Origin of the sequence: Tolumonas osonensis, from assembly GCF_014202415.1 — a bacterium.
GTDB lineage: Bacteria > Pseudomonadota > Gammaproteobacteria > Enterobacterales > Aeromonadaceae > Tolumonas > Tolumonas osonensis.
Window position 1 is genome coordinate 46,921 of record NZ_JACHGR010000010.1, and the last position, 23,453, is coordinate 70,373.

General features: G+C 53.6%; 24 protein-coding genes. 13 read left to right on the forward strand and 11 right to left on the reverse strand.

The genetic code is table 11. From position 1 onward, the window contains the following. Positions 1-156: 156 nt before the first annotated feature. Positions 157-372 (forward strand): hypothetical protein, encoded by a 216-nt coding sequence (locus tag HNR75_RS13695; RefSeq protein WP_188027550.1) that lies wholly within the window; start codon positions 157-159, stop codon positions 370-372. After that, the gene (locus HNR75_RS13700; RefSeq protein WP_188027551.1) at positions 360-632 is read left to right on the forward strand and encodes a hypothetical protein; all 273 of its coding nucleotides are present in this window, start codon (positions 360-362) and stop codon (positions 630-632) included. Before HNR75_RS13695 ends, HNR75_RS13700 begins: the two co-directional genes overlap by 13 nt. 111 nt (positions 633-743) lie before the next feature. On the opposite strand, the gene ssb is transcribed toward HNR75_RS13700, so the two are convergent. After that, positions 744-1,298: a single-stranded DNA-binding protein gene (ssb, locus tag HNR75_RS13705; protein WP_188027625.1), complete on the reverse strand. Its 555-nt coding sequence runs from the start codon at positions 1,296-1,298 to the stop codon at positions 744-746. A 194-nt stretch (positions 1,299-1,492) separates the two neighbouring features. Between ssb and uvrA the strand changes: the two genes are divergently transcribed. Continuing rightward, a complete protein-coding gene (uvrA, locus tag HNR75_RS13710) occupies positions 1,493-4,330 on the forward strand; it encodes an excinuclease ABC subunit UvrA (protein WP_188027552.1) in 2,838 nt (945 codons plus the stop codon). Between the two features lie 63 nt (positions 4,331-4,393). On the opposite strand, the gene HNR75_RS13715 is transcribed toward uvrA, so the two are convergent. Continuing rightward, a complete protein-coding gene (locus HNR75_RS13715) occupies positions 4,394-5,386 on the reverse strand; it encodes a D-alanine--D-alanine ligase (protein ID WP_188027553.1) in 993 nt (330 codons plus the stop codon). 134 nt (positions 5,387-5,520) lie between these two features. Between HNR75_RS13715 and HNR75_RS13720 the strand changes: the two genes are divergently transcribed. Then, positions 5,521-6,156, forward strand: a complete 636-nt coding sequence (locus HNR75_RS13720; RefSeq protein ID WP_188027554.1) for a hypothetical protein — start codon at positions 5,521-5,523, stop codon at positions 6,154-6,156. On the opposite strand, the gene HNR75_RS13725 is transcribed toward HNR75_RS13720, so the two are convergent. The 3 genes from HNR75_RS13725 to HNR75_RS13735 all read right to left on the reverse strand — a co-directional run bounded on the left by HNR75_RS13725 (position 6,133) and on the right by HNR75_RS13735 (position 8,759). Continuing rightward, positions 6,133-7,020, reverse strand: coding sequence for a DMT family transporter (locus tag HNR75_RS13725; protein WP_188027555.1), 888 nt, complete (start codon positions 7,018-7,020; stop codon positions 6,133-6,135). The genes HNR75_RS13720 and HNR75_RS13725 overlap by 24 nt on opposite strands. 3 nt (positions 7,021-7,023) lie before the next feature. Further along, positions 7,024-7,743 carry an HAD-IA family hydrolase gene (locus HNR75_RS13730; protein WP_188027556.1) on the reverse strand — a complete coding sequence of 240 codons (720 nt, stop codon included), beginning with the start codon at positions 7,741-7,743 and terminating at the stop codon, positions 7,024-7,026. Positions 7,744-7,811: 68 nt separating this feature from the next. Continuing rightward, positions 7,812-8,759, reverse strand: coding sequence for a LysR substrate-binding domain-containing protein (locus HNR75_RS13735; RefSeq protein ID WP_188027557.1), 948 nt, complete (start codon positions 8,757-8,759; stop codon positions 7,812-7,814). A 258-nt stretch (positions 8,760-9,017) separates the two neighbouring features. On the opposite strand from HNR75_RS13735, the gene HNR75_RS13740 reads away from it, so the two are divergent. Both HNR75_RS13740 and dtd read left to right on the forward strand, forming a co-directional pair. After that, entirely contained in the window at positions 9,018-10,319 is a 1,302-nt protein-coding gene (locus HNR75_RS13740) for a multidrug effflux MFS transporter (RefSeq protein WP_188027558.1), read from the forward strand. Between the two features lie 124 nt (positions 10,320-10,443). Continuing rightward, a complete protein-coding gene (gene dtd / locus HNR75_RS13745) occupies positions 10,444-10,884 on the forward strand; it encodes a D-aminoacyl-tRNA deacylase (RefSeq protein ID WP_188027559.1) in 441 nt (146 codons plus the stop codon). On the opposite strand, the gene HNR75_RS13750 is transcribed toward dtd, so the two are convergent. From HNR75_RS13750 to HNR75_RS13765, 4 genes are read right to left on the reverse strand one after another with little or no spacing between them, the layout of a single operon-like run. Then, the gene (locus HNR75_RS13750; protein WP_188027560.1) at positions 10,838-11,545 is read right to left on the reverse strand and encodes a spermidine synthase; all 708 of its coding nucleotides are present in this window, start codon (positions 11,543-11,545) and stop codon (positions 10,838-10,840) included. The genes dtd and HNR75_RS13750 overlap by 47 nt on opposite strands. Further along, positions 11,542-13,581 (reverse strand): AsmA family protein, encoded by a 2,040-nt coding sequence (locus tag HNR75_RS13755; RefSeq protein WP_188027561.1) that lies wholly within the window; start codon positions 13,579-13,581, stop codon positions 11,542-11,544. The genes HNR75_RS13750 and HNR75_RS13755 overlap by 4 nt, the downstream gene beginning before the upstream one ends. A 48-nt stretch (positions 13,582-13,629) precedes the next feature. Beyond that, positions 13,630-15,699: an ATP-dependent DNA helicase RecG gene (gene recG, locus HNR75_RS13760; RefSeq protein WP_188027562.1), complete on the reverse strand. Its 2,070-nt coding sequence runs from the start codon at positions 15,697-15,699 to the stop codon at positions 13,630-13,632. A gap of 33 nt (positions 15,700-15,732) precedes the next feature. Further along, positions 15,733-15,957, reverse strand: coding sequence for a hypothetical protein (locus HNR75_RS13765; RefSeq protein ID WP_188027563.1), 225 nt, complete (start codon positions 15,955-15,957; stop codon positions 15,733-15,735). Positions 15,958-16,163: 206 nt separating this feature from the next. Between HNR75_RS13765 and srlA the strand changes: the two genes are divergently transcribed. The 7 genes from srlA to HNR75_RS13800 all read left to right on the forward strand — a co-directional run bounded on the left by srlA (position 16,164) and on the right by HNR75_RS13800 (position 22,014). Continuing rightward, positions 16,164-16,718 (forward strand): PTS glucitol/sorbitol transporter subunit IIC, encoded by a 555-nt coding sequence (gene srlA, locus HNR75_RS13770; protein WP_188027564.1) that lies wholly within the window; start codon positions 16,164-16,166, stop codon positions 16,716-16,718. A 21-nt stretch (positions 16,719-16,739) separates the two neighbouring features. Continuing rightward, positions 16,740-17,714 carry a PTS glucitol/sorbitol transporter subunit IIB gene (gene srlE, locus HNR75_RS13775; protein WP_188027565.1) on the forward strand — a complete coding sequence of 325 codons (975 nt, stop codon included), beginning with the start codon at positions 16,740-16,742 and terminating at the stop codon, positions 17,712-17,714. A 24-nt stretch (positions 17,715-17,738) separates the two neighbouring features. Further along, entirely contained in the window at positions 17,739-18,107 is a 369-nt protein-coding gene (locus HNR75_RS13780; protein WP_188027566.1) for a PTS glucitol/sorbitol transporter subunit IIA, read from the forward strand. A 78-nt stretch (positions 18,108-18,185) separates the two neighbouring features. Then, positions 18,186-18,962: a sorbitol-6-phosphate dehydrogenase gene (srlD, locus tag HNR75_RS13785; protein WP_188027567.1), complete on the forward strand. Its 777-nt coding sequence runs from the start codon at positions 18,186-18,188 to the stop codon at positions 18,960-18,962. A gap of 107 nt (positions 18,963-19,069) precedes the next feature. Further along, the gene (locus HNR75_RS13790; RefSeq protein ID WP_188027568.1) at positions 19,070-19,426 is read left to right on the forward strand and encodes a transcriptional regulator GutM; all 357 of its coding nucleotides are present in this window, start codon (positions 19,070-19,072) and stop codon (positions 19,424-19,426) included. 79 nt (positions 19,427-19,505) lie between these two features. Beyond that, positions 19,506-20,270 carry a glucitol operon DNA-binding transcriptional repressor SrlR gene (srlR, locus tag HNR75_RS13795; RefSeq protein ID WP_188027569.1) on the forward strand — a complete coding sequence of 255 codons (765 nt, stop codon included), beginning with the start codon at positions 19,506-19,508 and terminating at the stop codon, positions 20,268-20,270. Positions 20,271-20,556: 286 nt separating this feature from the next. Continuing rightward, positions 20,557-22,014 carry an amino acid permease gene (locus HNR75_RS13800; RefSeq protein WP_188027570.1) on the forward strand — a complete coding sequence of 486 codons (1,458 nt, stop codon included), beginning with the start codon at positions 20,557-20,559 and terminating at the stop codon, positions 22,012-22,014. On the opposite strand, the gene ohrR is transcribed toward HNR75_RS13800, so the two are convergent. Both ohrR and metQ read right to left on the reverse strand, forming a co-directional pair. Continuing rightward, the gene (ohrR, locus tag HNR75_RS13805) at positions 22,011-22,463 is read right to left on the reverse strand and encodes a transcriptional regulator OhrR (RefSeq protein ID WP_188027571.1); all 453 of its coding nucleotides are present in this window, start codon (positions 22,461-22,463) and stop codon (positions 22,011-22,013) included. The genes HNR75_RS13800 and ohrR overlap by 4 nt on opposite strands. A gap of 136 nt (positions 22,464-22,599) precedes the next feature. Further along, entirely contained in the window at positions 22,600-23,397 is a 798-nt protein-coding gene (metQ, locus tag HNR75_RS13810) for a methionine ABC transporter substrate-binding lipoprotein MetQ (protein WP_188027572.1), read from the reverse strand. Positions 23,398-23,453: the final 56 nt, after the last annotated feature.

Sequence of the window (23,453 nt, forward strand, 5' to 3'; positions counted from 1 at the left end):
TGTTTCCACAGATATAAATGGCACAGTTTATTCGTTTGGACGTGATGGGATGTGGACAGGTAAAGCTTTTTATTATTATGCTAAAAACAATTTTAGAGATGGTCTGGGAATCCTGGTTCAATTAACTCCAGATCAGGGAAAAAGGTTGAAGCATGCATGAAAAAAGATCGTGGTAGTTACGATCCAATATCAAATAACTGTGGCTCACCAATACAAGATTGCCTGAAAGAGCCAGGAATTGATACAGGTGATCAAATATTTCCTGCAAATGTTGGAATGAGCCTGTTAGATTTGGGCGCTTATTCTGATAGTAGTACAACGCATTCTGCTACTTCACCTTCTAATGGATCAAGTGCGCCATGGGCTCGTTAAAAAAGGCTATTTTTTTGATATTAACAGTGCTCGGTTTATTTGCATTCTCTTATGTTTTTTGCAGGTTTTATTTTGCTTTCAGTAAAAATTATTCATGGAAGGAAATGGATTGGGATCAAAATGGAACTACATCATTCTTTGAATACATTGAATCAAGTGACATTGGGAAAAGAGCAGTGAAGATTAATGATAAAAATTGCATAGAATATTACGCATTTAAAGATGGGATAGGTATAAAAACGGTATGCCCTAAAAATTAATTCTGATAACCCATATAACAAACTAAATTCCACACAAAATAAAAATGCCTCAAAGATTGAGGCATTTTTATTTAACTTAAATCTGTCTTTACGTTTTTAACTTATACCATCCTAGAACGGGATATCGTCATCGAAATCCATTGGTGGTTCGTTGTAGGTTGGCTGCTGTTGTGCCGGAGCCGGTGCATAACCACCCTGCGGCGCGGCTGGCTGACCGTAACCCGGGTTTGCGCCACCTTGCGGAGCAGCGGCTGGTGCGGACGGACGGCCCCAGTTGCCTTGTTGTGACTGCTGTGCCGGTGCGCCCATATTGCCGCCTGCGCCCGCTGGACGGCTGTCCAGCATCTGCATTTCATTGGCGATGATTTCGGTGGTGTAGCGTTTCTGACCCTGCTGATCCTGCCATTCGCGAGTCTGCAGACGACCTTCCAGATAAACTTTTGAGCCTTTACGCAGATACTCACCGGCGATTTCGGCCAGACGGCGGTACAGCACGATACGATGCCATTCTGTACGCTCCTGCATCTGACCTTGCTGGTCTTTCCAGCTTTCGCTGGTGGCAACGGTGATATTGGCAACTGCATTGCCATTCGGCATGTAGCGCACTTCCGGGTCCTGCCCCAGATTGCCAACGATGATGACTTTGTTCACGCCTTTGGCCATGATCTGCTCCGTAAAAAAGTTCAAATGCTATAACTGGCTATCTTAGCAATAATCGTGGTTAAAGTCAGATCGGCAGCTATGACAGGCCGCAAATAGTTTGCGAACCGGACATTAACATATTTGCAGCAATACTGGCTATTCATCCAGTGCCGGCTATGCCATACTGAAACTTTGATATGGTTCACAGCTGGCATTCTATGGACAAGATCGAGATACGGGGCGCACGTACCCATAACCTGAAAAATATCAGTCTGACGCTGCCGCGTGACAAGCTGATTGTCATCACCGGCCTTTCGGGTTCCGGCAAATCATCACTGGCTTTCGACACCTTATATGCGGAGGGGCAGCGCCGTTATGTTGAATCCCTTTCTGCCTACGCCCGCCAGTTCTTAAGCCTGATGGAAAAACCCGATGTGGATCATATCGAAGGCCTATCGCCAGCGATCTCCATCGAACAGAAATCCACGTCGCACAACCCGCGCTCTACCGTTGGCACCATCACCGAAATCTACGATTACCTGCGTCTGCTGTATGCTCGCGTGGGGGAACCGCGCTGTCCGGAGCATGACTTGCCGCTGGCGGCACAGACCATCAGTCAGATGGTGGATCGGGTGCTGGCCGAGCCGGAAAACCGCAAGATGATGATTCTGGCGCCGGTGGTGCGTAACCGCAAAGGGGAACACAAACAACTGCTGGAAAACCTGTCGGCGCAAGGCTATATCCGGGCGCGGATTGACGGCGAGGTGTGTGACCTTTCTGATCCACCGACGCTGGAGCTGCAAAAGAAGCACACTATTGAAGTGGTGGTCGATCGCTTCAAGGTGCGTCCGGATCTGCAACTGCGTCTGGCGGAATCCTTTGAAACGGCACTGACGCTGTCCGGCGGACTGGTGTATGTGGCGGATATGGACGATGACAAAGCGCAGCCGCTGATTTTCTCGGCCAACTTTGCCTGTCCGGAATGCGGTTATTCCCTGAGCGAACTGGAACCTCGCCTGTTCTCGTTTAATAACCCGGCGGGGGCTTGTCCGAGCTGCGATGGGCTGGGGGTACAGCAGTATTTTGATCCGCATAAGGTAGTGACCAATCCGGAACTGAGCCTGTCCGGCGGGGCTATTCGTGGCTGGGATAAACGCAGTTTCTACTACTTCCAGATGTTGAAGTCGGTAGCGGAACACTACCATTTTGATCTGGATGAACCGTTTGATGCGCTGAGCCCGCAGGCGAAAAAAGTGGTGCTGAACGGCAGTGGTCACACGCAGATCGAATTCCGCTACATGAACGATCGCGGGGATGTGGTGGTACGCAACCATCCGTTCGAAGGGGTGCTGCACAACATGGAGCGGCGTTACCGCGAGACGGAATCCAACAGCGTGCGCGAAGAACTGGCGAAATTCATCGCCAATCAGCCGTGTCCGAGCTGTCAGGGTAGCCGTCTGCGTCAGGAAGCCCGTCATGTCTACGTGGAAGGGGTGACGCTGCCGCAAGTGGCAGAAATGTCGATTGGCGAGGCGCTGAACTTTTTCAACAATCTGCACCTGACTGGCCAGCGGGCCCAGATCGCAGAGAAGATCCTCAAAGAGATCATTGAGCGGCTAGGGTTCCTGGTCAACGTCGGTCTGAACTATCTGTCTCTGTCTCGTTCCGCGGAAACGCTGTCAGGCGGGGAGGCGCAGCGTATCCGTCTGGCGAGCCAGATTGGGGCTGGCCTGGTCGGCGTGATGTATGTACTGGATGAGCCGTCGATTGGTCTGCATCAGCGTGATAATGAGCGTCTGCTGAACACGCTGTTTCATCTGCGTAATCTGGGTAACACCGTGATTGTGGTGGAGCATGACGAGGATGCGATCCGTCATGCCGACTACGTGGTGGATATCGGTCCCGGCGCCGGGGTTCATGGCGGGGCGATCGTTGCGCAGGGAACACCAGCCGAAATCATGGCAAACAGCGCGTCGCTGACCGGTGAATATCTCTCCGGACGCAAGAAAATCGAAGTCCCGGCACAGCGGCGTCCGGTGGGCGACAAATGGCTGAAGTTGCTGGGTGCCAGCGGGAATAACCTGAAAAAGGTCAATCTGGATGTGCCGGTCGGCGTGATGACCTGCGTCACCGGCGTATCCGGCTCCGGTAAATCGACGCTGATCAACGATACGCTGTTCCGTATCGCGCACCGTGACCTGAATGGGGCGACAGTGGAAGAGCCGGCACCGTATCTGGATATTCAGGGGCTGGAGCATCTGGACAAGGTGGTCGATATCGACCAGAGCCCGATCGGGCGCACACCGCGTTCCAACCCGGCGACCTATACCGGGCTGTTCACGCCGATCCGCGAGCTGTTTGCCGGTACACAGGAAGCGCGTTCGCGGGGTTATCAGCCGGGGCGTTTCTCCTTTAACGTCAAGGGCGGCCGCTGTGAAGCCTGTCAGGGCGATGGCGTGATCAAGGTGGAGATGCATTTCCTGCCGGATGTATATGTGCCGTGCGATGTCTGTAAGGGCAAACGCTATAACCGGGAAACGCTGGAAGTAAAATATAAAGGTAAGACCATTCACGAAGTGCTGGAAATGACCGTGGAAGACGCACGTGAATTCTTCGATGCAGTACCGGCACTGGCGCGCAAGCTGCAGACACTGATGGATGTCGGTCTTTCCTATATCCGCCTGGGGCAGTCCGCGACGACGCTCTCCGGGGGCGAGGCACAGCGGGTGAAACTGGCGCGAGAACTCTCCAAACGCGATACCGGGCAGACACTGTATATTCTGGATGAACCGACGACGGGACTGCATTTCCACGATATCCAGCAGTTGCTGCAGGTACTGGAAAAGCTGCGGGATAATGGTAATACCATTGTGGTCATCGAACACAATCTGGATGTGATTAAAGTCGCCGACTGGATTGTGGATCTGGGACCGGAAGGCGGCTCTGGCGGTGGTACTATCCTGACGGCCGGCACGCCGGAGCAGGTGGCCGAGTGTGCCGAATCGCATACCGCCCGCTTCCTGAAGCCGCTGCTGGAACGCGACCGGGCATCATAAACAACGCCCAATAAAAAGGGCCGGTATCATCACCGGCCCTTTGCTTTTCCGTCTCCGGCGAAATTATTTCACTGCGCCACGGATGATGCCTTCCAGGAACTGACCGAATTTATCGCCATGATGTTCCAGCAGTTTCGGGAACATGGAGATAGGGGTCATACCCGGGAAGGTGTTGATCTCGTTCAGCAGGATCTCGTTCTCGTCGGTCAGGAAGAAATCGATACGTGACAGATCTTTCAGTCCCAGTTGGGTGAACGCTTTCAGAGCGTATTCACGAATGGTGCTGACCTGTTCTTCACTCAGACCCGGCGCTTCCAGATAGGTGGTGGAGTGGCTGCCAGCGCTGTATTTTTCTTCATAGCTGTAGAAGCTGTCGCTTGGCGTACTGATTTCACCGGGACGGGTGGCCACCAGCTGATCGTTATAACGATAAACGGCTACTTCCAGTTCGCGTGGGCGTACGGCTTTTTCCACCAGCACCTGATCGGAATAACCAAACGCGGCATTGACGGCTTCTGACAGCGCCGCGGCATCAGTCACTTTATAGCAACCGACAGAAGAGCCCTGACTGGCGGCCTTCACAAACACGGTACCCCAGTTACGGAAGGCGGTATGTGCCTGCGCATGGGCGGCTTCGTTGTTTTCGGACAGGAACAGGAACGGGGTGTTCGGAATACCCAGTGCGGACAGCCACAGTTTGGTGCTGACTTTGTTGAAGCACAGCTTGCTGCCTTCAGAGCCACAGCCCAGATATGGCAGTCCGATCAGTTCCAGCATAGACTGAATATCACCGGTTTCGCCCGGGAAGCCGTGAATACAAGGCACGACGAAATCGACCGGTCTGGCGTCATGATCGAAATGCAGCTGGTGATCCATGCCCAGGTGGCAGGAGAGGCCATCACTGGTCTGCCAGTGATCCGGGAACAGCTCAACGCGGGTGACACTGATTTCAGGCAGGGCGTTCAGCTGACTTTCCAGATAGTTGGCACTCAGCAGGGAAATTTCATGCTCACTGCCGCCACCGCCGCACAGCAGCAGTACGTGAAGGTGTTTCATCTTGATATCCTTTACAATTGGCTGGTGGGTCGCCAGCTCCGGCGGCCGCATGCCCGCAGTCTAACAAGCCTGATCCGGCAGGGCAAAGCCTTCGGACAGATTTCCCGTTAAATCAGTGCAAGCAGGAGAAGCGTATGTGGCAGAAAACAGGGGTGTTATTGCTGGTCATCATGCTGGCCGGATGTGCTCAGGAAACGACAGCCCCCGCATTACAGCCCCAGGGGGAATACCGCTTGTTACCGCTGGAAACGACACAACGGCAGGTCAATGCGCTATTGCAGGGGGAGCAGGAAACGCTGCAGAGCGTACAGCTCCACCCGGATGATGTGACGCCGCCGGTTCTGTTTGCGCTGGCTTATCAGCTCGGTCAGCAGCAGCACTACCATGATGCGATGTTCTGGTTTTATACCGCCCAACTGCGGGCACGCAGCGATGCCAATAAAGCACTGGATAGCTCGGTGCAGGCGGGGGTATCCAGACTCAGTGAACAGTTCGGCAGAGAGATCAGCGCGTATGCGTTAAGTCATCCGGCGGAGATGGAGGCAGCGATGATCCAGGCCCTGCGCCGGGATAAAACCGCGCAACGGCACTACAATCCACGCTGGGTCGCACTGCATGGCTCGGACGTGCTGAGCCGTCAGGAATATGCGTTTATGCCGATGGCGTATTGGCCTCAGATCGACCGGCAGACACGGCGGGAGTATGCACGGGGGTTTGCCCGTCTGATGGTGTCGCTGCGGCAGGGATCAGGTCTTCCGTTGACCGACTAACCAGATCCCAGTCAATACCACGCAGACGCCACCCCACTGCAATGGCGTCAGATACTCGTCCAGCAATCCCATGCTCATGAACAGCGTCAATACCGGACCAAGGCTGCCAATCAAGGCTGTCTTGCCTGCGCCAATCCGGGCCATGGCGGCAGACAGCGCGTACAGAGGTAATACGGTGGCCACCAGCGCCATAATCAGGCCGTATCCCCAGACCGGTAGAGGCTGCGTGGTTAGCAGAGTGATCGGGCGAGTCAGGGCGTAATGCACAAACATGGATATAGCCGACATAGTGAGAGCCAGTTCGGCGAAGCGCATGGCGCCAATCCGTTTGATGACCGGAGGACTCCAGGTCAGATACAGGGCATAACTGATTGTGCTGGCAACGACAAATAACATCCCCGGCAGATCGAGACGGGCACCCGCCAGATCCGGTGCCAGCACAATGGCCATACCGCAGTAGGTCAGCAGCATTGAGCACCACATCCGGCGGCTGATGGTCGTTTTGTTCCACCAGGCGGAAAGCAGTACCGTCAGTGTCGGATAAAGGCAAAGAATCAGGCGTTCAATACTGGCGCTGACTGTTTCGAGCCCGATAAAGTCAAACAGACTGGCCAGGTAATATCCCAGGATACCGAGCAGAAAAACCATGCTGCGATCATGCCAGGAAAGTGGCGTTGTCTGCGCGCGCCGGAACAGGCGCATCATTGCTATCAATGGTAATACCAGCAGCAGGCGGATGGTCACCAGCGTGGTCGCGTCCACACCGTAGCGGTATGCCAGTTTGACGAAGATAGCCTTGCAGGCAAAACCGGTCGCGGCCAGGATGGCCAGCGATAAACCGGTCAGGTAGTCGGATTGTGTCATGGGTTATTTCTGTACCGGCAGCAAGGTCAGCAGGTCCCGGATATCCTGCAGCATCAGGTGTGGCAGCGTATGCAGGTTACGCCACTCCTGTCCCTGACTGTTGATCCAGGCGGCCTGATAACCGTTTCTTATCGCGCCGAAAACATCGGTGGTGACATCATCACCGACATGCAGGATCTGGGACGGCGGCAATTTCAGCTGGGCCGCCATCATGCGGAACATGTCCGGGGCCGGTTTCATCCGGCGGCCATTCCCGGCCTTCAGGACATGCTTAAAGTGACCGTCCAGCCCGATGCGTTCCAGCAACACGTTGCCATTGGTGATGACAACCAGTGGAAAATGCCGGCTGAGCTTTTTCAGTACTTCCAGCGACGCTTCCGGCACGGTTACCCGGGAGCGGATCTCGAGAAATTCGGCAAACACGCGCTGTGCTTCCTGTCTGGCTTCGGCGGCAGGCATCCCGCCACGTTGCAAACCGACTTCCAGCATCATCAGCCGGCAGCGGCTGACATCGTCATGCAGCGCCGGATCGGCCTGCTGCAATTCATGTTTCAGCTGCAGCCACCAGGCCCGGTCGTACATGGCGCTGGCAAGATACTGATCCCGCATGTGCTCCACCATCCACTGTTCCGCGTTTTCGATCACCGGGCGGTTATCGTAGAGCGTGTCATCCAGATCAAAACTGATGGCTCGAATATCCTGTAAACGGCGGAAGAACTGCATGACGAGCTCCAAAAGTGAATATCAGTCTCTATGGTAACGCTATTTGCTATCGGCCGACTATCGGCTTGTCAGCTGGCAGAGGGATTACTGGCGGCAATGCCCCGTTCCGGTCCGATAATATTGCAGAAACGTTGTACGATACGCTGAGCCTGGCGGACGATGGCTTCACAGTGATCCAGTCCGGGGCCGGTTCGCCATGACGCAGCCTGCGTCAACATCGACAGTGATCCGGGTTGGCTGTTGTTGATATTCAGAATCACCAGCGAGCCGTTAGCCAATTGCTCGCGCACCAGAGCGGCCGGGATCACGCCGATACCGAAGCCGTCTTCGATCAGCCGGGTCATGGCGGCAAACGAGTTTACACAGCTGACGCGGGGCGAGGTGATACCGTTGACATGCAGCAGACTCAGAATGTCCTGATGCGGGCGCGAGTTGGCAACAAAGGTAATCAGGCGTTCCTTGGCCAGCTCCTGCAGAGAGGAAAACTGGCGGTTATACGGCGAATTGGCGGCGACGATCCAGCGCATCGGGTAGCGCGCCAGTTCGAGATTGCGGATCGATTCCAGACGGATCAGGTCGGCCTGGAATGCGATATCCAGATACCCTTTCTGTAACTGATTCGCCAGGCCGCGGGCACTGTCGACCGTGATCTCGACTTCCAGGTGCGGGTAGTGGTCGGTGATCCAGGAGAGCAGTTCGATAAACCAGGTATGAACCACCGAGTCGATCGCGCCGATACGAACCTTGCCTTCATAGCCGTTGGCCTGACCGAGCGACATCCGCAGGGCATGGGCTTTCCCGACGATCTGCTCTGCGTATTCACGGACCTTTTCACCATCCGGCGTCAGACGGACACCTTTGCTGTCGCGCACGAATAGTTTGACATCAAGTTCCTCTTCCAGCGCAGCGATCCGGTTAGAGATGGACGCCTGGGTGGTGAACAATTTTTCCGCAGTTAAACGGAAGCTGTTCAGACGTGCTACCCACAAAAATGTTTCCAGAAAACGAACGTTCACATTAACCCCTTGAAACGCAGATGCTGATGCCGCGGGCTATGAATCAGGACTCAGATGTGCAATGCATAAATTGCGCCAAATGTCGTGAAAAGTTTTTCTTATCACTGGCTATGAATATTAGTCGTTAGACAGTTTTCAGTTTTGTTACAGATAATTATAAAAAACACCGCCAATGTCTGATTTGGCAGAGTTTTTCACCATAGAAATATGTTTCTATGGTTCGGGCTTTGTATTCCCGTTTAATACCAGAGAACAATCATGAGCAGTGACAGTGGTAATGGCGCATACTATAAAGACAGCGCCGTCATTCAACAACATCAGAACCGTCAGCAAAAAGAATTAAATCGCCGCGAGAAGTGGATCCCCGTGATCTATTCCTGTCTACTGATTGCTGTTGGTCAGACCGGAATGAGTTTATTGCTGCCTGCGTTGCCTGCCATGCATCAGGATCTGAATATTTCTTCGCAGATGACACAGTGGCTGGTGTCTGCCTATCTGCTGGGATTTGGTCCATCACAGCTGTTTTATGGCCCGTTATCGGATATCTATGGCCGCCGTCCGGTGTTGTTATCCGGTTTGATGGTCGCGGTACTGGGCATCCTGTTAAGTCTGTTTGCACATCACAGCGCTGCGATGATCATTCTGGGCCGGGTGCTCCAGGGGATCGGTGCCGGTTGCGCGTCGGTCATTGCCCGGGTGTCATTACGGGATCGTTACGAAGGCGCACATCTGCGTCAGGCCATGGCTTATTTTGGCATTGTGATGGCGTTTGTCCCGACAATCACACCGCTGGCCGGCGGCTTTCTGACCACCCATTTCGGCTGGGTCAGCATTTTCTTCACCATGGCCGGTTATCTTGGTTTGCTGTGGATCCTGCTGTTCTACCGTTTCGAAGAGACCCATGCGGCCGAAGCCGCGGATGAGCGGGCGCATGTCAGTGATTTTGTGCATCAGTACTGGCAGTTACTGAAAAGCGATCATTTCCGCTGCTATTCCGGGGTGGTCTGGATCCAGTATTCGCTGAACGTATTTTCCATTTCGGTTATGCCCTTCATCATGCAGATGCAGGTGGGCATGAACGCGGATACCTATGGCCGCTGGACATTATTACCGGCAGTGTCGCTGGTGCTGGGCGGCATACTGGCCAGCAAAACCCGTCACTTTTTTTCCAAAGAATCCGTATTGCAGGCCGCGTCATTACTGCAGCTCGTTGCCGGTCTGGGCATGCTGCTGTTGCCGCATAGCGCTCTCCTGATGATGCTGAGCCTGTCTTTGTTCGCGTTCGGTAATGGCATGGCCTTCCCGAATGCACTCTCCAGCCTGCTGGAACCTTATAAACGCACTGCCGGCACGGCTACCGCGCTGGCAGGAGCAGGTCAGATGTTATCCGCCTCATTGGGCAGTGCTCTGCTGGTGAGTCTGGGCATCACGTCGATTACTGGTCTGGGCGTTGTGCTGGTGGCTGGGGGGGCAGTACTGCTGTATCTGACCCGTCATGCCCGCAACACGATTCCTGCCTGCGATGACTGGCATTCACGCCATCATCCAGTCCATCACTGAGTTCCTTTGTAGAAACGCTTAATAAGCGGACTTTAAGCGGCGGGAAGTCTCCTCTCGCCGCTTTTTTTTTATTCCGGAAAAATCCGTTAAGCTAGCGTCTCCGAATTGTGGAAGAGGGAGCAGTATGATTGCGTTAATTCAGCGAGTCAGCGAAGCCAGGGTGGTCGTTGACGGCGAGGTGACCGGCGAAATTGGTCAGGGGTTGCTGGTCTTGCTGGGCATTGAGCGGGATGATGATACGGCGAAAGCCGACAAGCTGGCACACCGGGTGGCGGGTTACCGGGTGTTCGGTGATGACGACGGCAAAATGAATCTGAATGTGCAGCAGGTGAACGGCAGTATTCTGGTGGTTTCGCAATTCACGCTGGCAGCCGATACCCGCAAAGGGATGCGGGCCAGTTTCGCCGAACGTAACGCCGATCCGGCACAGGCGGAAACGCTGTATGAACATTTTATCGGCCAGATTGCGCAGAAGGCGATCCCGGTTGCCAGCGGACGTTTTGCCGCCGATATGAAAGTCAGCCTGGTGAATGACGGTCCGGTGACCTTCTGGCTGCAGGTTTAGGCTCGGTCCAGATCAGGTAATTGCGGTAGTTGGCGACACGCAGACTGCGCGCCTCGCCGCAGGCGGTCAGCAAATACTGTACCTGTTGCCATTCCTGATCGGTCCGTGGCAGCAGATTGACGATCACCCGGCCCCCGGGCGTCAGCAGGCGCTGCAGATGCCGGTAGGTTTCCTGCTGAAACAGCGGCGCCGGACTACCATCGTCGCGAAACAGATCGACCAGGATCAAATCATACGTCTGTTGCTGGTGGCTGAGCCAGACAAACGCATCCGCGCAATGCAGTGCTGGCCGCTCCTGTTGCCGGAAATAGCGCTGGTAGATGTCGAGTACCGGTGCATTTAAATCGACTGCTGTCTGCTGCGCCCCCGGGTAACGGTGATGCAGCCAGCGCAGGAAATCACCGCCACCCAGGCCGAGATGCAGGATCTGCTGAGCCTGTGCCGGCAGCAATGCCTGCAGGATGCGCTGATGTGGCAAACAGAGTTCTTCCGGCTGTGTATGCTGCAGCACGGATTGCACCACGCCATCCAGCAACAACCAGCGAAACTGCGGATCCTCGCGGATTTCCAGTTCCTGTTCACCGGCGCGCAGCCGGTAAATCTGCGTACCGTTACTGGTGGCGACGGCAACATCGAACTCGCTGGTAGTCTGGTGACTCATTCGCGCAGTGATCCTTGTCGTCCCTGTGGCGGGTAACTGATCGGTTGGGTCGACCAACTGGTGGCATTGCGGCCCGGCAGGTGGAACTGCAGTTGAGGTGCGTTCAGTGCACCGGTCATTGTTCCCAGGAGTTCGGGCTGGTTGCGATCGTTGAGTAGCCCCAGCTGTAGCTGCCACTGCTGTTTATTCAGATCAATCCCTTGTTTCACACCGACCAGATGGGTAATGGATTCAAAAGCCGAACCACTGAAATCCAGCACGCCCTTGCTGGCCTGCATTTGCAGATAGGCATGATTGAAGGCTGTATCGCCGCCGCGCAGTTTACCCGTCAGCTGTTCAAAACTCTGGGGTGCCGGGGCTGCCGGGGTGAGTTGTTCATCCAGCCAGGAGTCCAGTTTCAGACCGTCGACAAACAGATCCTGTACCGCCAGTGAGGCCGTACCCTGCAGGCTTTGCCGGAGCGCCGCCATATCATAGCCGGTTGCCTGCAGATCCACGCTCAGATCGGATTTACCGGCAAATGGATAACGGGGGCCGAGCATGTCGCTGAGCTGCTCCAGATCGAATTTTTTCAGTGAGGCTTTCAGCTGATGCGGAATGGCGGGGATTAAGCCTAATTGACCGCTGACAGTAAAATCGGACTCTTCGAGTTGTGTATTAAAGTGTTCCAGCGTGATCTTGTTATCCGCCAGTTCCGCCTGAAATTCGGCTTTGCGGCTGACCAGTGTTTGCCAGACCAGCTCCAGCCAGCTGCCTTCCAGCCGGGCCTTGTGATTGCTGCTCTGCAGACTTTGCCCTGTCCAGCGCAGATCGGTCAGGAACAGATCGAGCCATTTCACGGTGAGCGGTACGCTGTCATCAAATGAAATCAGGGACAGATGGCTGATGTCTAACCGGCGCAAATCGATCTGCTGAAAGGGCTGGGTCGCCAGCCATTCCCGCCAGCCGGGCTGCAGTTCCGGTTGCATATCACTCAGTTGCAGTTCGTTGATGGTGAGTGTGGCTGGCTGGCGGATCCCCTCCAGGTCGGCGGTGAATTTGCCAGCATAGGCGGCACCATTCAGCCGCATCCGCCAGTCCTGCTCCCGCAGACGGCCTTCCCCCTGCATATCGGTCAGCTGGAACAGACCATCCGTGTATTCACCCACTTTGCCCTGATACTCAAAAGTCGGCAGTTGTCCCGGCTGCCATTGCAGTTTTTCCAGTGTGCCGGAGACCTGGTTAAGTGCAAAACGTCGGGAGAGGTCGATGGCACTGACATTTTCCAGCGACACCTGTTCCGCGCTGAGATGAGGTAGTCGTGGCGTTACGGCGGAGAGCGTCTGTAAATCCAGTTGCCAGTTAGCCAGTGCCAGTTCCCGGAAGATGAGCTGATTCTTGTTCAGATCCCAGTTCAGACGGGCGGCAGCGGCACCATGGAAGATATTGCTCTCCAGTTCCTCAATGTTCAGCTGCTTCGCATTCAGGGCACCCTGCATGCGGGTTTTCCCTGCTCGGAAGGCCGCGTATTGCAACTGTCCGATACTGGCATCAAAGCTGACATCCGCCAGCGGGATGAGCTCTCCGTCGCGGATCGGGTGCCAGTTGGTCAGATGCAGTGCGCCATCCTGCAGTGAGCCTTCCGGCCAGCGGAGTTGCAGCTTATCGATGGTCAGATCATCAACCTGCAATTGCCGTAACGGTTGCGGCAATTGCAGGCCGGGGCGCCATGTTATTTGTGGGTTAATAATATCGAGATGAGCAATATGCAGCTGACGTTGCCACCACGAACCTCCGGCAATTTCCAGGTAGATCTTTCCTACCCTGATGTCAGGACCGAGTGTGACATTTTCTGCCAGTACGATATTCGGATACAGTGGATTGTAATTCAGCTTGCCGATTTCCAGCGGCAGACCGGTTTGCTGTTGCACCCAGGCGACAAACGGTCCTTTCAGATGTTCCGGTTTCAGCAAACCCAAGGTCAGCCAGATCGCGGCGACCAGAGCCAGAATGGTATAAAGAAACCAGCGGAAGGCACGATGCATGAAAAAAGCCATTCAGAATACATTCTTAAAGCAGATTTGCTTTCAGTGTAACGGATGACATCAGGCTTGAGAATAATCATCGCGTTCACCGAACCAGCGCCGGATCAGCGGTGTGACACAAGCCGGATATTGCTGAAAAATTCGCTGCGCCAGCTGCTGTACCTGCGGAATCAAGGCCTGATCCCGGACCAGGTCGGCAATTTTCAGATCGGCGAGGCCGGTCTGTTTGGCTCCCAGCATTTCACCGGGGCCGCGCAGTTCCAGATCTTTCTGCGCGATGACAAAACCGTCGTTACTGTCACGCAGCACGCCGAGACGTTGCTGGGCGGTTTTGGACAGTGGCGCGTGATAGAGCAGCACGCAATGGGAGGCAATGGCGCCCCGGCCGACGCGTCCGCGCAACTGGTGCAACTGGGCTAAACCCAGACGTTCCGGGTTTTCGATGATCATCAGGCTGGCATTGGGGACATCCACACCCACTTCAATTACCGTGGTCGCCACCAGCAGATGCAGCAGGCCTTCTTTGAATTCCTGCATCACCCGCTGTTTTTCCAGCGGCTTCATGCGGCCATGTACCAGTCCGATATGCAGTTCCGGCAACAGCAACTGTAATTCTTCGGCGGTATTTTCTGCCGCCTGACACTCCAGCACTTCTGATTCCTCGATCAGTGTGCAGACCCAGTACGCCTGACGCCCTTCCAGACAGGCCTGACGAACCCGTTCGATCACTGTTTCCCGGCGGGTATCCGGCAGCGCGATCGTGGTGATCGGGGTACGTCCCGGCGGCAGTTCATCAATGATGGAGGTATCGAGATCGGCATAGATGGTCATCGCCAGTGTGCGCGGGATCGGGGTCGCCGTCATGATCAGCTGATGCGGATAGACACCATCCTGCGCGCCTTTTTCCCGCAGCGCGAGCCGCTGGTGGACACCGAAACGATGCTGTTCATCGACAATCACCAGCAGCAAATGCTGAAATTCCACCTGATCCTGAAACACGGCATGCGTACCCACGATCATTTTGACCTGACCGCTGCGGATAGCTTCCAGCTGGGCTTCGCGGGCTTTACCTTTGACTTTGCCGGCCAGCCAGCCGGTTTCGATGCCGAGCGGAGTCAGCCAGTTGCTGAAGTTGTTGGCATGCTGTTCCGCCAGCAGTTCGGTCGGGGCCATCAGCACCACCTGTCCACCATGGGCGATCACCTGTAATGCGGCAAGGGCGGCGACCAGCGTCTTGCCGGAGCCGACATCGCCCTGTACCAGCCGCATCATCGGGTGCGGCTTGGTCAGATCCTGACTGATTTCATTCACCACCCGCTGCTGTGCGCCGGTCGGTTTGAACGGCAGCCGCGCCAGCAGTTGTTCACACAAAGACCAGTCAGTCGCCAATGGCCGGGCTTGATGCTGTTGTGCGGTATAACGCAGTTGCAGGACAGTCAGATGATGAGCAATCAGCTCTTCCAGTGCCAGTCGCTGCTGGGCCGGATGCTGCCCGTTTTCCAGTTGTGCCAGCGAGACATCCGGTGGCGGACGATGCAGCAACAGCAACGCTTCGCTCAGGCTGAGTTGCCGTGGATATAACCCGTCCGGTAATAGCTCGCGGATGCCGTTTTCCTTCAGTAACTGCAGCGCCTGATCGGTCAGATTACGTAATGAGGCCTGACGTAAGCCTTCCGTGGTGGGGTAAACCGGCGTCAATGTGGCATCGGTCTCCAGCGTGGCGTCGTCATCCAGCAGCTTATATTCCGGATGGACAATCTCGAAGCCATGCAGGCCGCGTTTGATTTCACCAAAACAGCGGATACGCCGGCCAATAGCCAGTGCGTTTTTTTGTCCGGCGGTGAAATGGAAAAAGCGCAAGGTTAACGAGCCATTACCGTCACTGATACGGCATATCAGCATGCGTCGTTTGCCCTGCTGAATATCACAACTCTGGAGCACACCTTCGGTGGTGCAGGCGTGATCTGCACTGAGTTCCGCTATCGGATAGAGACGGGTGCGGTCTTCGTAGCGCAGCGGCAGATGGAACAGCAGATCCTGTACGGTGTGCAGCCGCAGGTGTGTCAGCTTTTCCGCCAACTTACTGCCAACACCTTTAAGCATGGATACCGGGATCGCAGCGAGTTCCATGGACACCTCTGATACTGTGATTTTATCCAGATATTAGCAAGAGGCTTTGCGTGGGGCAAATCGTCCCGGTCGGGTATCGGATAAAGTTATTTTCAAAATGAAAATAATGTTTTTGTTTTTTATTTTCATACTGCGGGTTGCGTTGGCGATGTTTTTCCCCTTTTTCTTTCCTTTCTGGCGGCTATTCTCGTCATACAAAGCATAAAAAGCTTCGATAGAAGCTATTTTTACTGGGTAATGGATACTTTCGGGTTTCAAAGCAAACGTCTTTCAAACTAAAAACGCTACATGCATCACAATGTGAAAATCAAAATATGAAAATGTTCGTTCATTGTGAAAATATAAACATACAGGTTACGTGATACACCCCCGTTCATCTCGCAGCCTGTTATGAACTACACATCATGATCCCTGCGTTGTTTGGTGTGTCCCTTCACTGATGGAATCAAATTGAGGAATATGTCATGGATTTTGTTATTCATGCAGCAGAGTGGTTTATCGGCCTATTCCAGAAAGGTGGTGAGGTGTTTGTTGGTATGGTGACCGGCATTCTCCCGCTGCTGATCTCGCTGATGGTGGCGATGAATGCCCTGATCCGGTTTATCGGTCAGGAACGAGTTGAGCGTCTGGCACAGAAATGCGCGGGAAACCCGGTCTCCCGTTATCTGATCCTGCCGGTTGTGGGTACTTTCGTATTCATGAACCCGATGACGCTGAGTCTGGGACGCTTCTTACCGGAAAAATACAAACCTTCTTACTACGCCGCGGCTTCCTACAGCTGTCATTCAATGAACGGTCTGTTCCCGCACATCAACCCAGGTGAACTGTTCGTGTATTTAGGCATCGCAAATGGTCTGACCCAGCTGCATCTGCCTCTGGCGCCACTGGCTATCAGCTATCTGTTCGTGGGTATGGTGTCTAACTTCTTCCGCGGCTGGGTGACGGATTTCACCACTGCCTTTGTGGAAAAACAACAAGACATTCGTCTCAGCACCGAAGTGCAGATGAGCACTAACTAATCAGATTCAGGAGCAGATATCATGGCAAACGCACTTTATATCAGCAAAGGCAATGGTGGCTGGGGCGGCCCGCTGACAATCCCGGTCGAAAAGAACAAGAAGATCATCTACATCACTGCTGGTACGCGTCCGGACATCGTGGACCGCATGGTGGAACTGTCAGGCATGGAAGCGGTGGATGGTTTTAAAACCTCGGTGCCTGATAGTGAAATTGCGGTCGCGGTCATTGATTGCGGCGGCACACTGCGCTGCGGCTTGTATCCGAAAAAACGCATTCCAACGGTCAACATCCATTCCACCGGTAAAAGTGGTCCGATGGCGGAGTTTATTGTCGAAGACATTTATGTCTCCGGTGTGCGACCTGACAACATTAAAGTCAGTGAACAGCTGGCGGCTCCGACCATGCAACACACCTATAAAGAAGAGCCGCGTCAGTATGACAGCAGCAAAAAGCTGAGCGAACAGAGCGATGGTCTGCTGGCCAGGATCGGGATTGGCATGGGATCTGTGATGGCGACCTTCTTTCAGGCCGGCCGAGAAACCATTGATACCGTACTCAAGTCTATACTGCCGTTCATGGCTTTCGTTTCGATGTTGATCGGGGTGATTATTGCCTCCGGTGTCGGTGATGTGATTGCGCATGCCTTGATCCCGCTGGCAAAAAGTCCGATTGGTCTGATCACGCTGGCACTGATTTGCTCGTTCCCATTCCTGTCGCCCTTCCTTGGCCCTGGCGCGGTTATTGCGCAGGTTATCGGGGTGTTGGTGGGTACACAGATTGGTCTGGGTAACATCCCGCCTCAACTGGCATTACCGGCATTGTTTGCGATTAATGCGCAGGCCGCTTGTGACTTCATTCCGGTGGGTTTGAGTCTGGCCGAAGCGAAACCTGAAACTGTCCAGATTGGCGTACCGTCTGTGCTTTACTCCCGGTTCCTGACCGGCGCACCGACCGTCTTGCTGGCCTGGTTCGTATCCTTCTTTATTTACCAGTAACAAGTAGTACTGACAGAGGAAAGAATGACTATGTTGTACCGTACCCAAGTGACACAGATCGGCGAATACGCGGCAGACGCACTGAATGACAATATGATGATCCTGTTTAACGATAACGCCCCCGCGGATGTAGCCGATTACTGCTTCATCCATCCGGCGGCAGACTTAACAGGCGAGATCACCGCTGGCGGTCAGTTCGTGCTGGGCACATCACGCTATCCGATCACCGCGGTGGGGGATGTGGTCAATCAGAATCTCGCACAACTTGGCCATATCACCATCCGTTTTGATGGTGGTGCAGAAGCCGAATACCCGGGCACCGTACATGTTGAAGGGAAATGCCCTGATGAACTGGTGCTGGGAACAGAAATTAGATTTGAACTGAATAACTAAAACTCACTGCCCCCTCTGCAACACATGAGTTGGCGCTCGTTGCAGGGGGGAGCGAGACTAGCAATCAAGGAGATTAACATGTCAAAAGTGGCATTGGTAGTTGGTGGTGGTCGCAATTTAGGCGCATTTCTGTGCAGTGGTCTGGCAGCCAGTGGTTATAAAGTCGTTGTTGCCGATCTGAATGGACAAAACGCAACCGAAACGGCGGCCACGATTGCCGAACAGTTTGGCGCTCAGAACGTCATGGCTGTACAGGCAAATTCCACTGATGAACAGGACGTGGCCCGCATGATTGGTGCGGTGGCAGATCGCTTCGGCCGTATTGATGTGATGGTGTATAACGCCGGTGTGGCGCAGGCTTCCCGCATTGACGATTTCTCACTGGATGCCTGGCAACGTTCTATCGACGTCAACCTGACCGGCTACTTCCTGTGTGCCCGTGCGGTTTCCAAGATCATGATGAAACAGAAATTTGGCCGCATCATCCAGATCAACTCCAAATCCGGTAAAGTTGGCTCAAAACACAACTCCGGCTACTCGGCCGCGAAATTTGGCGGAGTAGGCCTGACACAATCCCTGGCACTGGATCTGGCGGATTACAACATTACTGTGCATTCCCTGATGCTGGGCAATCTGCTGAAGAGCCCGATGTTCCAGTCTCTGCTGCCGCAATACGCGAAGAAACTGGGTATTCCGGAAGATCAGGTTGAACAAACCTATATCGACAAAGTGCCCTTGAAACGCGGCTGTGATTATCAGGATGTACTGAATGTGCTGAAGTTTTATGCCAGCGAAGAAGCCGGGTATTGTACCGGCCAGATGATCAACATTACCGGCGGACAGGTCATGTTCTGATGGGCAGATATCGTTCAGGGTTAATGGGATCCCGGTTCAGCTCCTGAGGGTGCCTGTTATATTGGCAGTGTTTTTACACTGCCTTTTTTCCATAAACGAGGTGAAAAATGGATGCAACAAACACGCTGATTATTTGTGCGGTTATCGCCTGGGGTTTACAGATTATAACCGGTTTTCTGCAGATGCGGGCATTCAACCGGATGCTGCAAACGATGAGTCTGAAAGGCAGTGTGAAAATCGGCAAGACCTCTTCCCGCTGGAAGCCTCGTACATTGGTGGTTTTAGCTCACAATGCTGATAATGTGATCGTTGATGCCAGCATCATGAAAGGACTCACTATTTTTGCCAGACCGAAAGCATTATCTGCGGTGCTGCATGCGCGGATTCCATTGTCAGAAAAAGTGTTGTCTGAACTGGATGCCTCAACCAGAGAAGCAATAACCTGTGCTTTATCCACAAAATGATAATGTAATTATTTTAATTCTTTCATTTTGAAAATCACCATGTATCTTGTAAGTAGTTTATTTATACAGAGAGCCTGATATGAGCGTCGAAATTCGTCGGGATATGTTAGTCCGCTACTTGCGGGAACATGGCAGAACCACGGTTAATGATTTGGCCGCGCACTTCAATATTACGGGCGCCACAGTACGCAGCGATTTACGTTATCTGGAGCAATCCAATCAGGTGACCCGCCGATATGGTGGGGCTGAAGCTGTCACGCAGCCGGTGGCAGAAGATCGCACCATGGATGAAAAGACGGCGCTGAATCAGAACATCAAACAACGTATTGGCGCGAAAGCGGCTTCGCTGGTCCATGATGGCGATTCGATCATTCTGGATAACGGCAGCACCACGTTACAGATGGTGCCATGGCTGGTGGAGCGGGTAGCGTTGACGGTGATGACCAACAGTCTGTTGATTATCAATGAAGCGGTAGCGCGTGACAGCAATATGACGCTGCTGATGCCGGGTGGTACTTACCGTAAACGTTCATCCTCGTTTCATGGTGGACTGGCAGAGCAGGCATTCCGGGCCTATACCTTCGATAAGTTATTTATCGGCGCGGATGGTTTTGACATTGAACAGGGGACAACCACCTTCAATGAGGCCTATCAGGTCAGTCAGTCCATGTGTCAGGCCGCGAAGCAGATCATCGTGGTGACCGATTCCAGCAAATTTGGCCGGAAAACACCGAATGTAGTGGTGCCTATTGATAAAATTGACATTGTCATTACCGATGCCGGCATCAGTGACGCAGATAAAGCGGTGCTGGAACAGCGGGGCATTCGGGTATTGCTGGTCTGATGGTGCCGCGAGTTGCTGTGAAATAGCAGTTTTAATAGTTATGCAGTTCTGATCAACAAAAACAGGGCTTAATTCGCATTAACTGCTATTTCATGCATAGAGTTTAATTTTTTATCTCACCGAATTAATTTTGTCTGGTTTTTTATGCCAGTATTTTTCGTTTTACCTCCAAAAAATCCTTGCCAAAAAGTAGTTTGCTGCGTATTTCTAGCGGCCTTTTGAGCATCTGCGCGAAAAAGATGCAGGTTGCTGACGATACAGCATTAAACAAGGTAAGGAGAAAATCATGTCGACCTCCACGCAGGCGGGGCAGGGGCTGCACCGTAAACTGCAGTCGCGGCATCTCAGTATGATCGCGATTGGTGGTTCCATTGGTACCGGATTATTTGTGGCTTCCGGTGCCACCATTGCAAATGCCGGCCCGGGCGGAGCGCTGCTGGCCTATCTGCTGATCGGGCTGATGGTCTATTTTCTGATGACCAGTCTGGGTGAAATGGCGGCGTTTATGCCGGTATCCGGCTCCTTTGCCGCCTATGGCAGCCATTTTGTCGATCCGGCGTTCGGCTTCGCGCAGGGCTGGAACTACTGGTACAACTGGGCGATCACCGTGGCCGTGGAACTGGCGGCGGCGGCTATCATCATGAAATACTGGTTTCCGGACGTCCCGGGCTATATCTGGAGTGCGGCGTTTCTAGCCATCATTGTGGCGCTGAATGCGTTTACGGTGAAAGGATTTGGGGAAGCCGAATTCTGGTGTTCGCTGATCAAGGTGCTGACCGTCATCGCTTTCATTGGCATCGGTCTGCTGATGGTGTTTGGCATCATGCACGGTGAAGCGCATCCAGGCTGGAGTAATCTCAGTACTGGCGATGCGCCGTTTGTCGGTGGTTTTCCGGCGCTGCTCAGTGTCGCCATGATTGCCGGTTTCTCCTTTCAGGGGACGGAACTGATCGGCGTTGCTGCCGGCGAGTCGGATAATCCGGGCAAGAATATTCCGCGTGCCGTGCGGCAGGTGTTCTGGCGTATTCTGCTGTTCTATGTGTTCGCCATCTTCATCATTGGCGTATTGCTACCGTATAACGACCCGCAACTGCTGAAAAATGATGTGACCGATATCAGTGCCAGCCCGTTTACACTGGTGTTTGAACGCGCCGGCCTGGCGCTGGCGGCCGCGGTGATGAATACGGTGATCCTGACGGCGATCCTGTCAGCAGGGAACTCAGGGATGTACGCCTCCACCCGCATGCTTTACACCATGGCATGCAGCGGTATGGCACCAAAATGGCTGGCCGGGTTAAGCCGGAACGGTGTACCGGTCAATGCCCTGATTGCGACCACACTGGTGGCCATGCTCTGTTTCCTGACGTCGCTGTTCGGCGATCAGACGGTCTATATATGGCTGATGAGTGCATCCGGTATGAGTGGTTTTATCGCCTGGCTGGGTATCGCGATCTGTCATTACCGGTTCCGTAAAGGTTATCTGCTGCAGGGCGGCGAGCTGCATCATCTGCCCTATAAGGCCCTGTTTTTCCCGCTTGGTCCGCTACTGGCATTTGCGCTCTGTCTGCTGGTGACACTGGGACAGGATTACAGTGCCTTTACCGCCGACAGTATTGACTGGAAAGGTGCTGCCGCGACATATGTGGGGATCCCGCTATTCTTTACGCTGTGGCTGGGTTACAAGCTCAAGCATAAAACCCGTTTCGTGCGCTATGACGAAATGCAATTCCCGCAGAAGGATTAATCCTCCTGCTCATGCAGTTGCTGCTGGACCAGCTCACAATGCGCTTTCAGCAACTGCAACTGGCTTTCGGTAATGTTTAACTGGCCGCGCATCTGTACCGGGATGTTTGCGGCCTGTTTTTTCAATGTCTTTCCCTGCCCGGTCAGCGTCAGTACCCGTACACGTTCATCCTGTGTACTGCGTTCACGCTGTATCAGACCTTTCGTCTCCAGCCGTTTTAACAGAGGTGTGAGTGTGCCGGAATCAAGAAACAGTTTTTCCCCCAGTTGCTTGACGCTGATGCCATCCTGCTGCCATAACACCAACATCACCAGATATTGCGGATAGGTCAAATCCAGCGTCTCCAGTAACGGACGGTAAGCGCGGACAATGGCGTTACTGGCGCTGTAGAGCGCAAAACAGAGCTGGTTATCCAGCCGCAGCAAATCGGGCGTTTTTTCGTCGGTCATAATGAATTGTGCGCAATGAGTTTACAGGGATTATATGTAACTTTTGGCTATTGCCTATGGGGCGGCGTTAATCTGTTGGCAGAAAAGAAAACGGCCGGCTAATGCCGACCGTCATAGCTATCCGGAAAGGAAGAGATTACCAGCCTTTCACGACACCACCGTTAAACAGTTCGGTCGCTTTTTTGAATACCGCTTCGTCCTGATAGGCTTTCACGAAGTTCTTCACTTTTTCGTCGTTCTGATTGTTTTCGCGTGCCACGATCAGGTTCACGTATGGTGATTCTTTGTCTTCCACAAACAGACCATCACGGGTTGGCTGCAGATCAACCTGAGAAGCATAGACGGTGTTGATGACCGCCAGTTCCACGTCTTCCAGTGCGCGTGGCAGTTGCGCGGCTTCCAGTTCAACGATTTTCAGGTTCTTCGGATTTTCAACGATGTCCAGCACGGTGGCAGACAGACCTGAACCTTCTTTCAGTTTCAGCAGACCCTGTTTCTGCAGCAGCAGCAGTGAACGACCCAGGTTAGTCGGATCATTTGGCACGGCAACCTGCGCACCTTCGTTCAGCTCGCTGATGTTCTTGATCTTCTTGGAGTAGCCGGCAATCGGATAAACGAAGGTGTTACCAACCGCAACCAGTTTGAAACCGCGATCCTTGATCTGTGAATCCAGATAAGGCTTATGCTGGAACGCGTTGACGTCGATGCTGCCATCGTTCAGTGCCACGTTCGGCGTTGCAAAATCGCTGAACTGTACGATTTCCACTTCCAGACCGAATTTCTCTTTGGCGATTTTCGCTGCTTCTTCTGCTACCTGAGTTTCCGCGCCGGAGATGGCACCGACTTTCAGGTGGTTATCTTTTTTCTCGCCGCAACCGGTTAATGCGATCCCGATAATGGCGGCACTTAAAATCGCTTTGCTGAATAAATTCATCGTTTACTCCTTGTTTTATGATTTACTGCGCCACCACCGGCAACAGTGTTTTTACA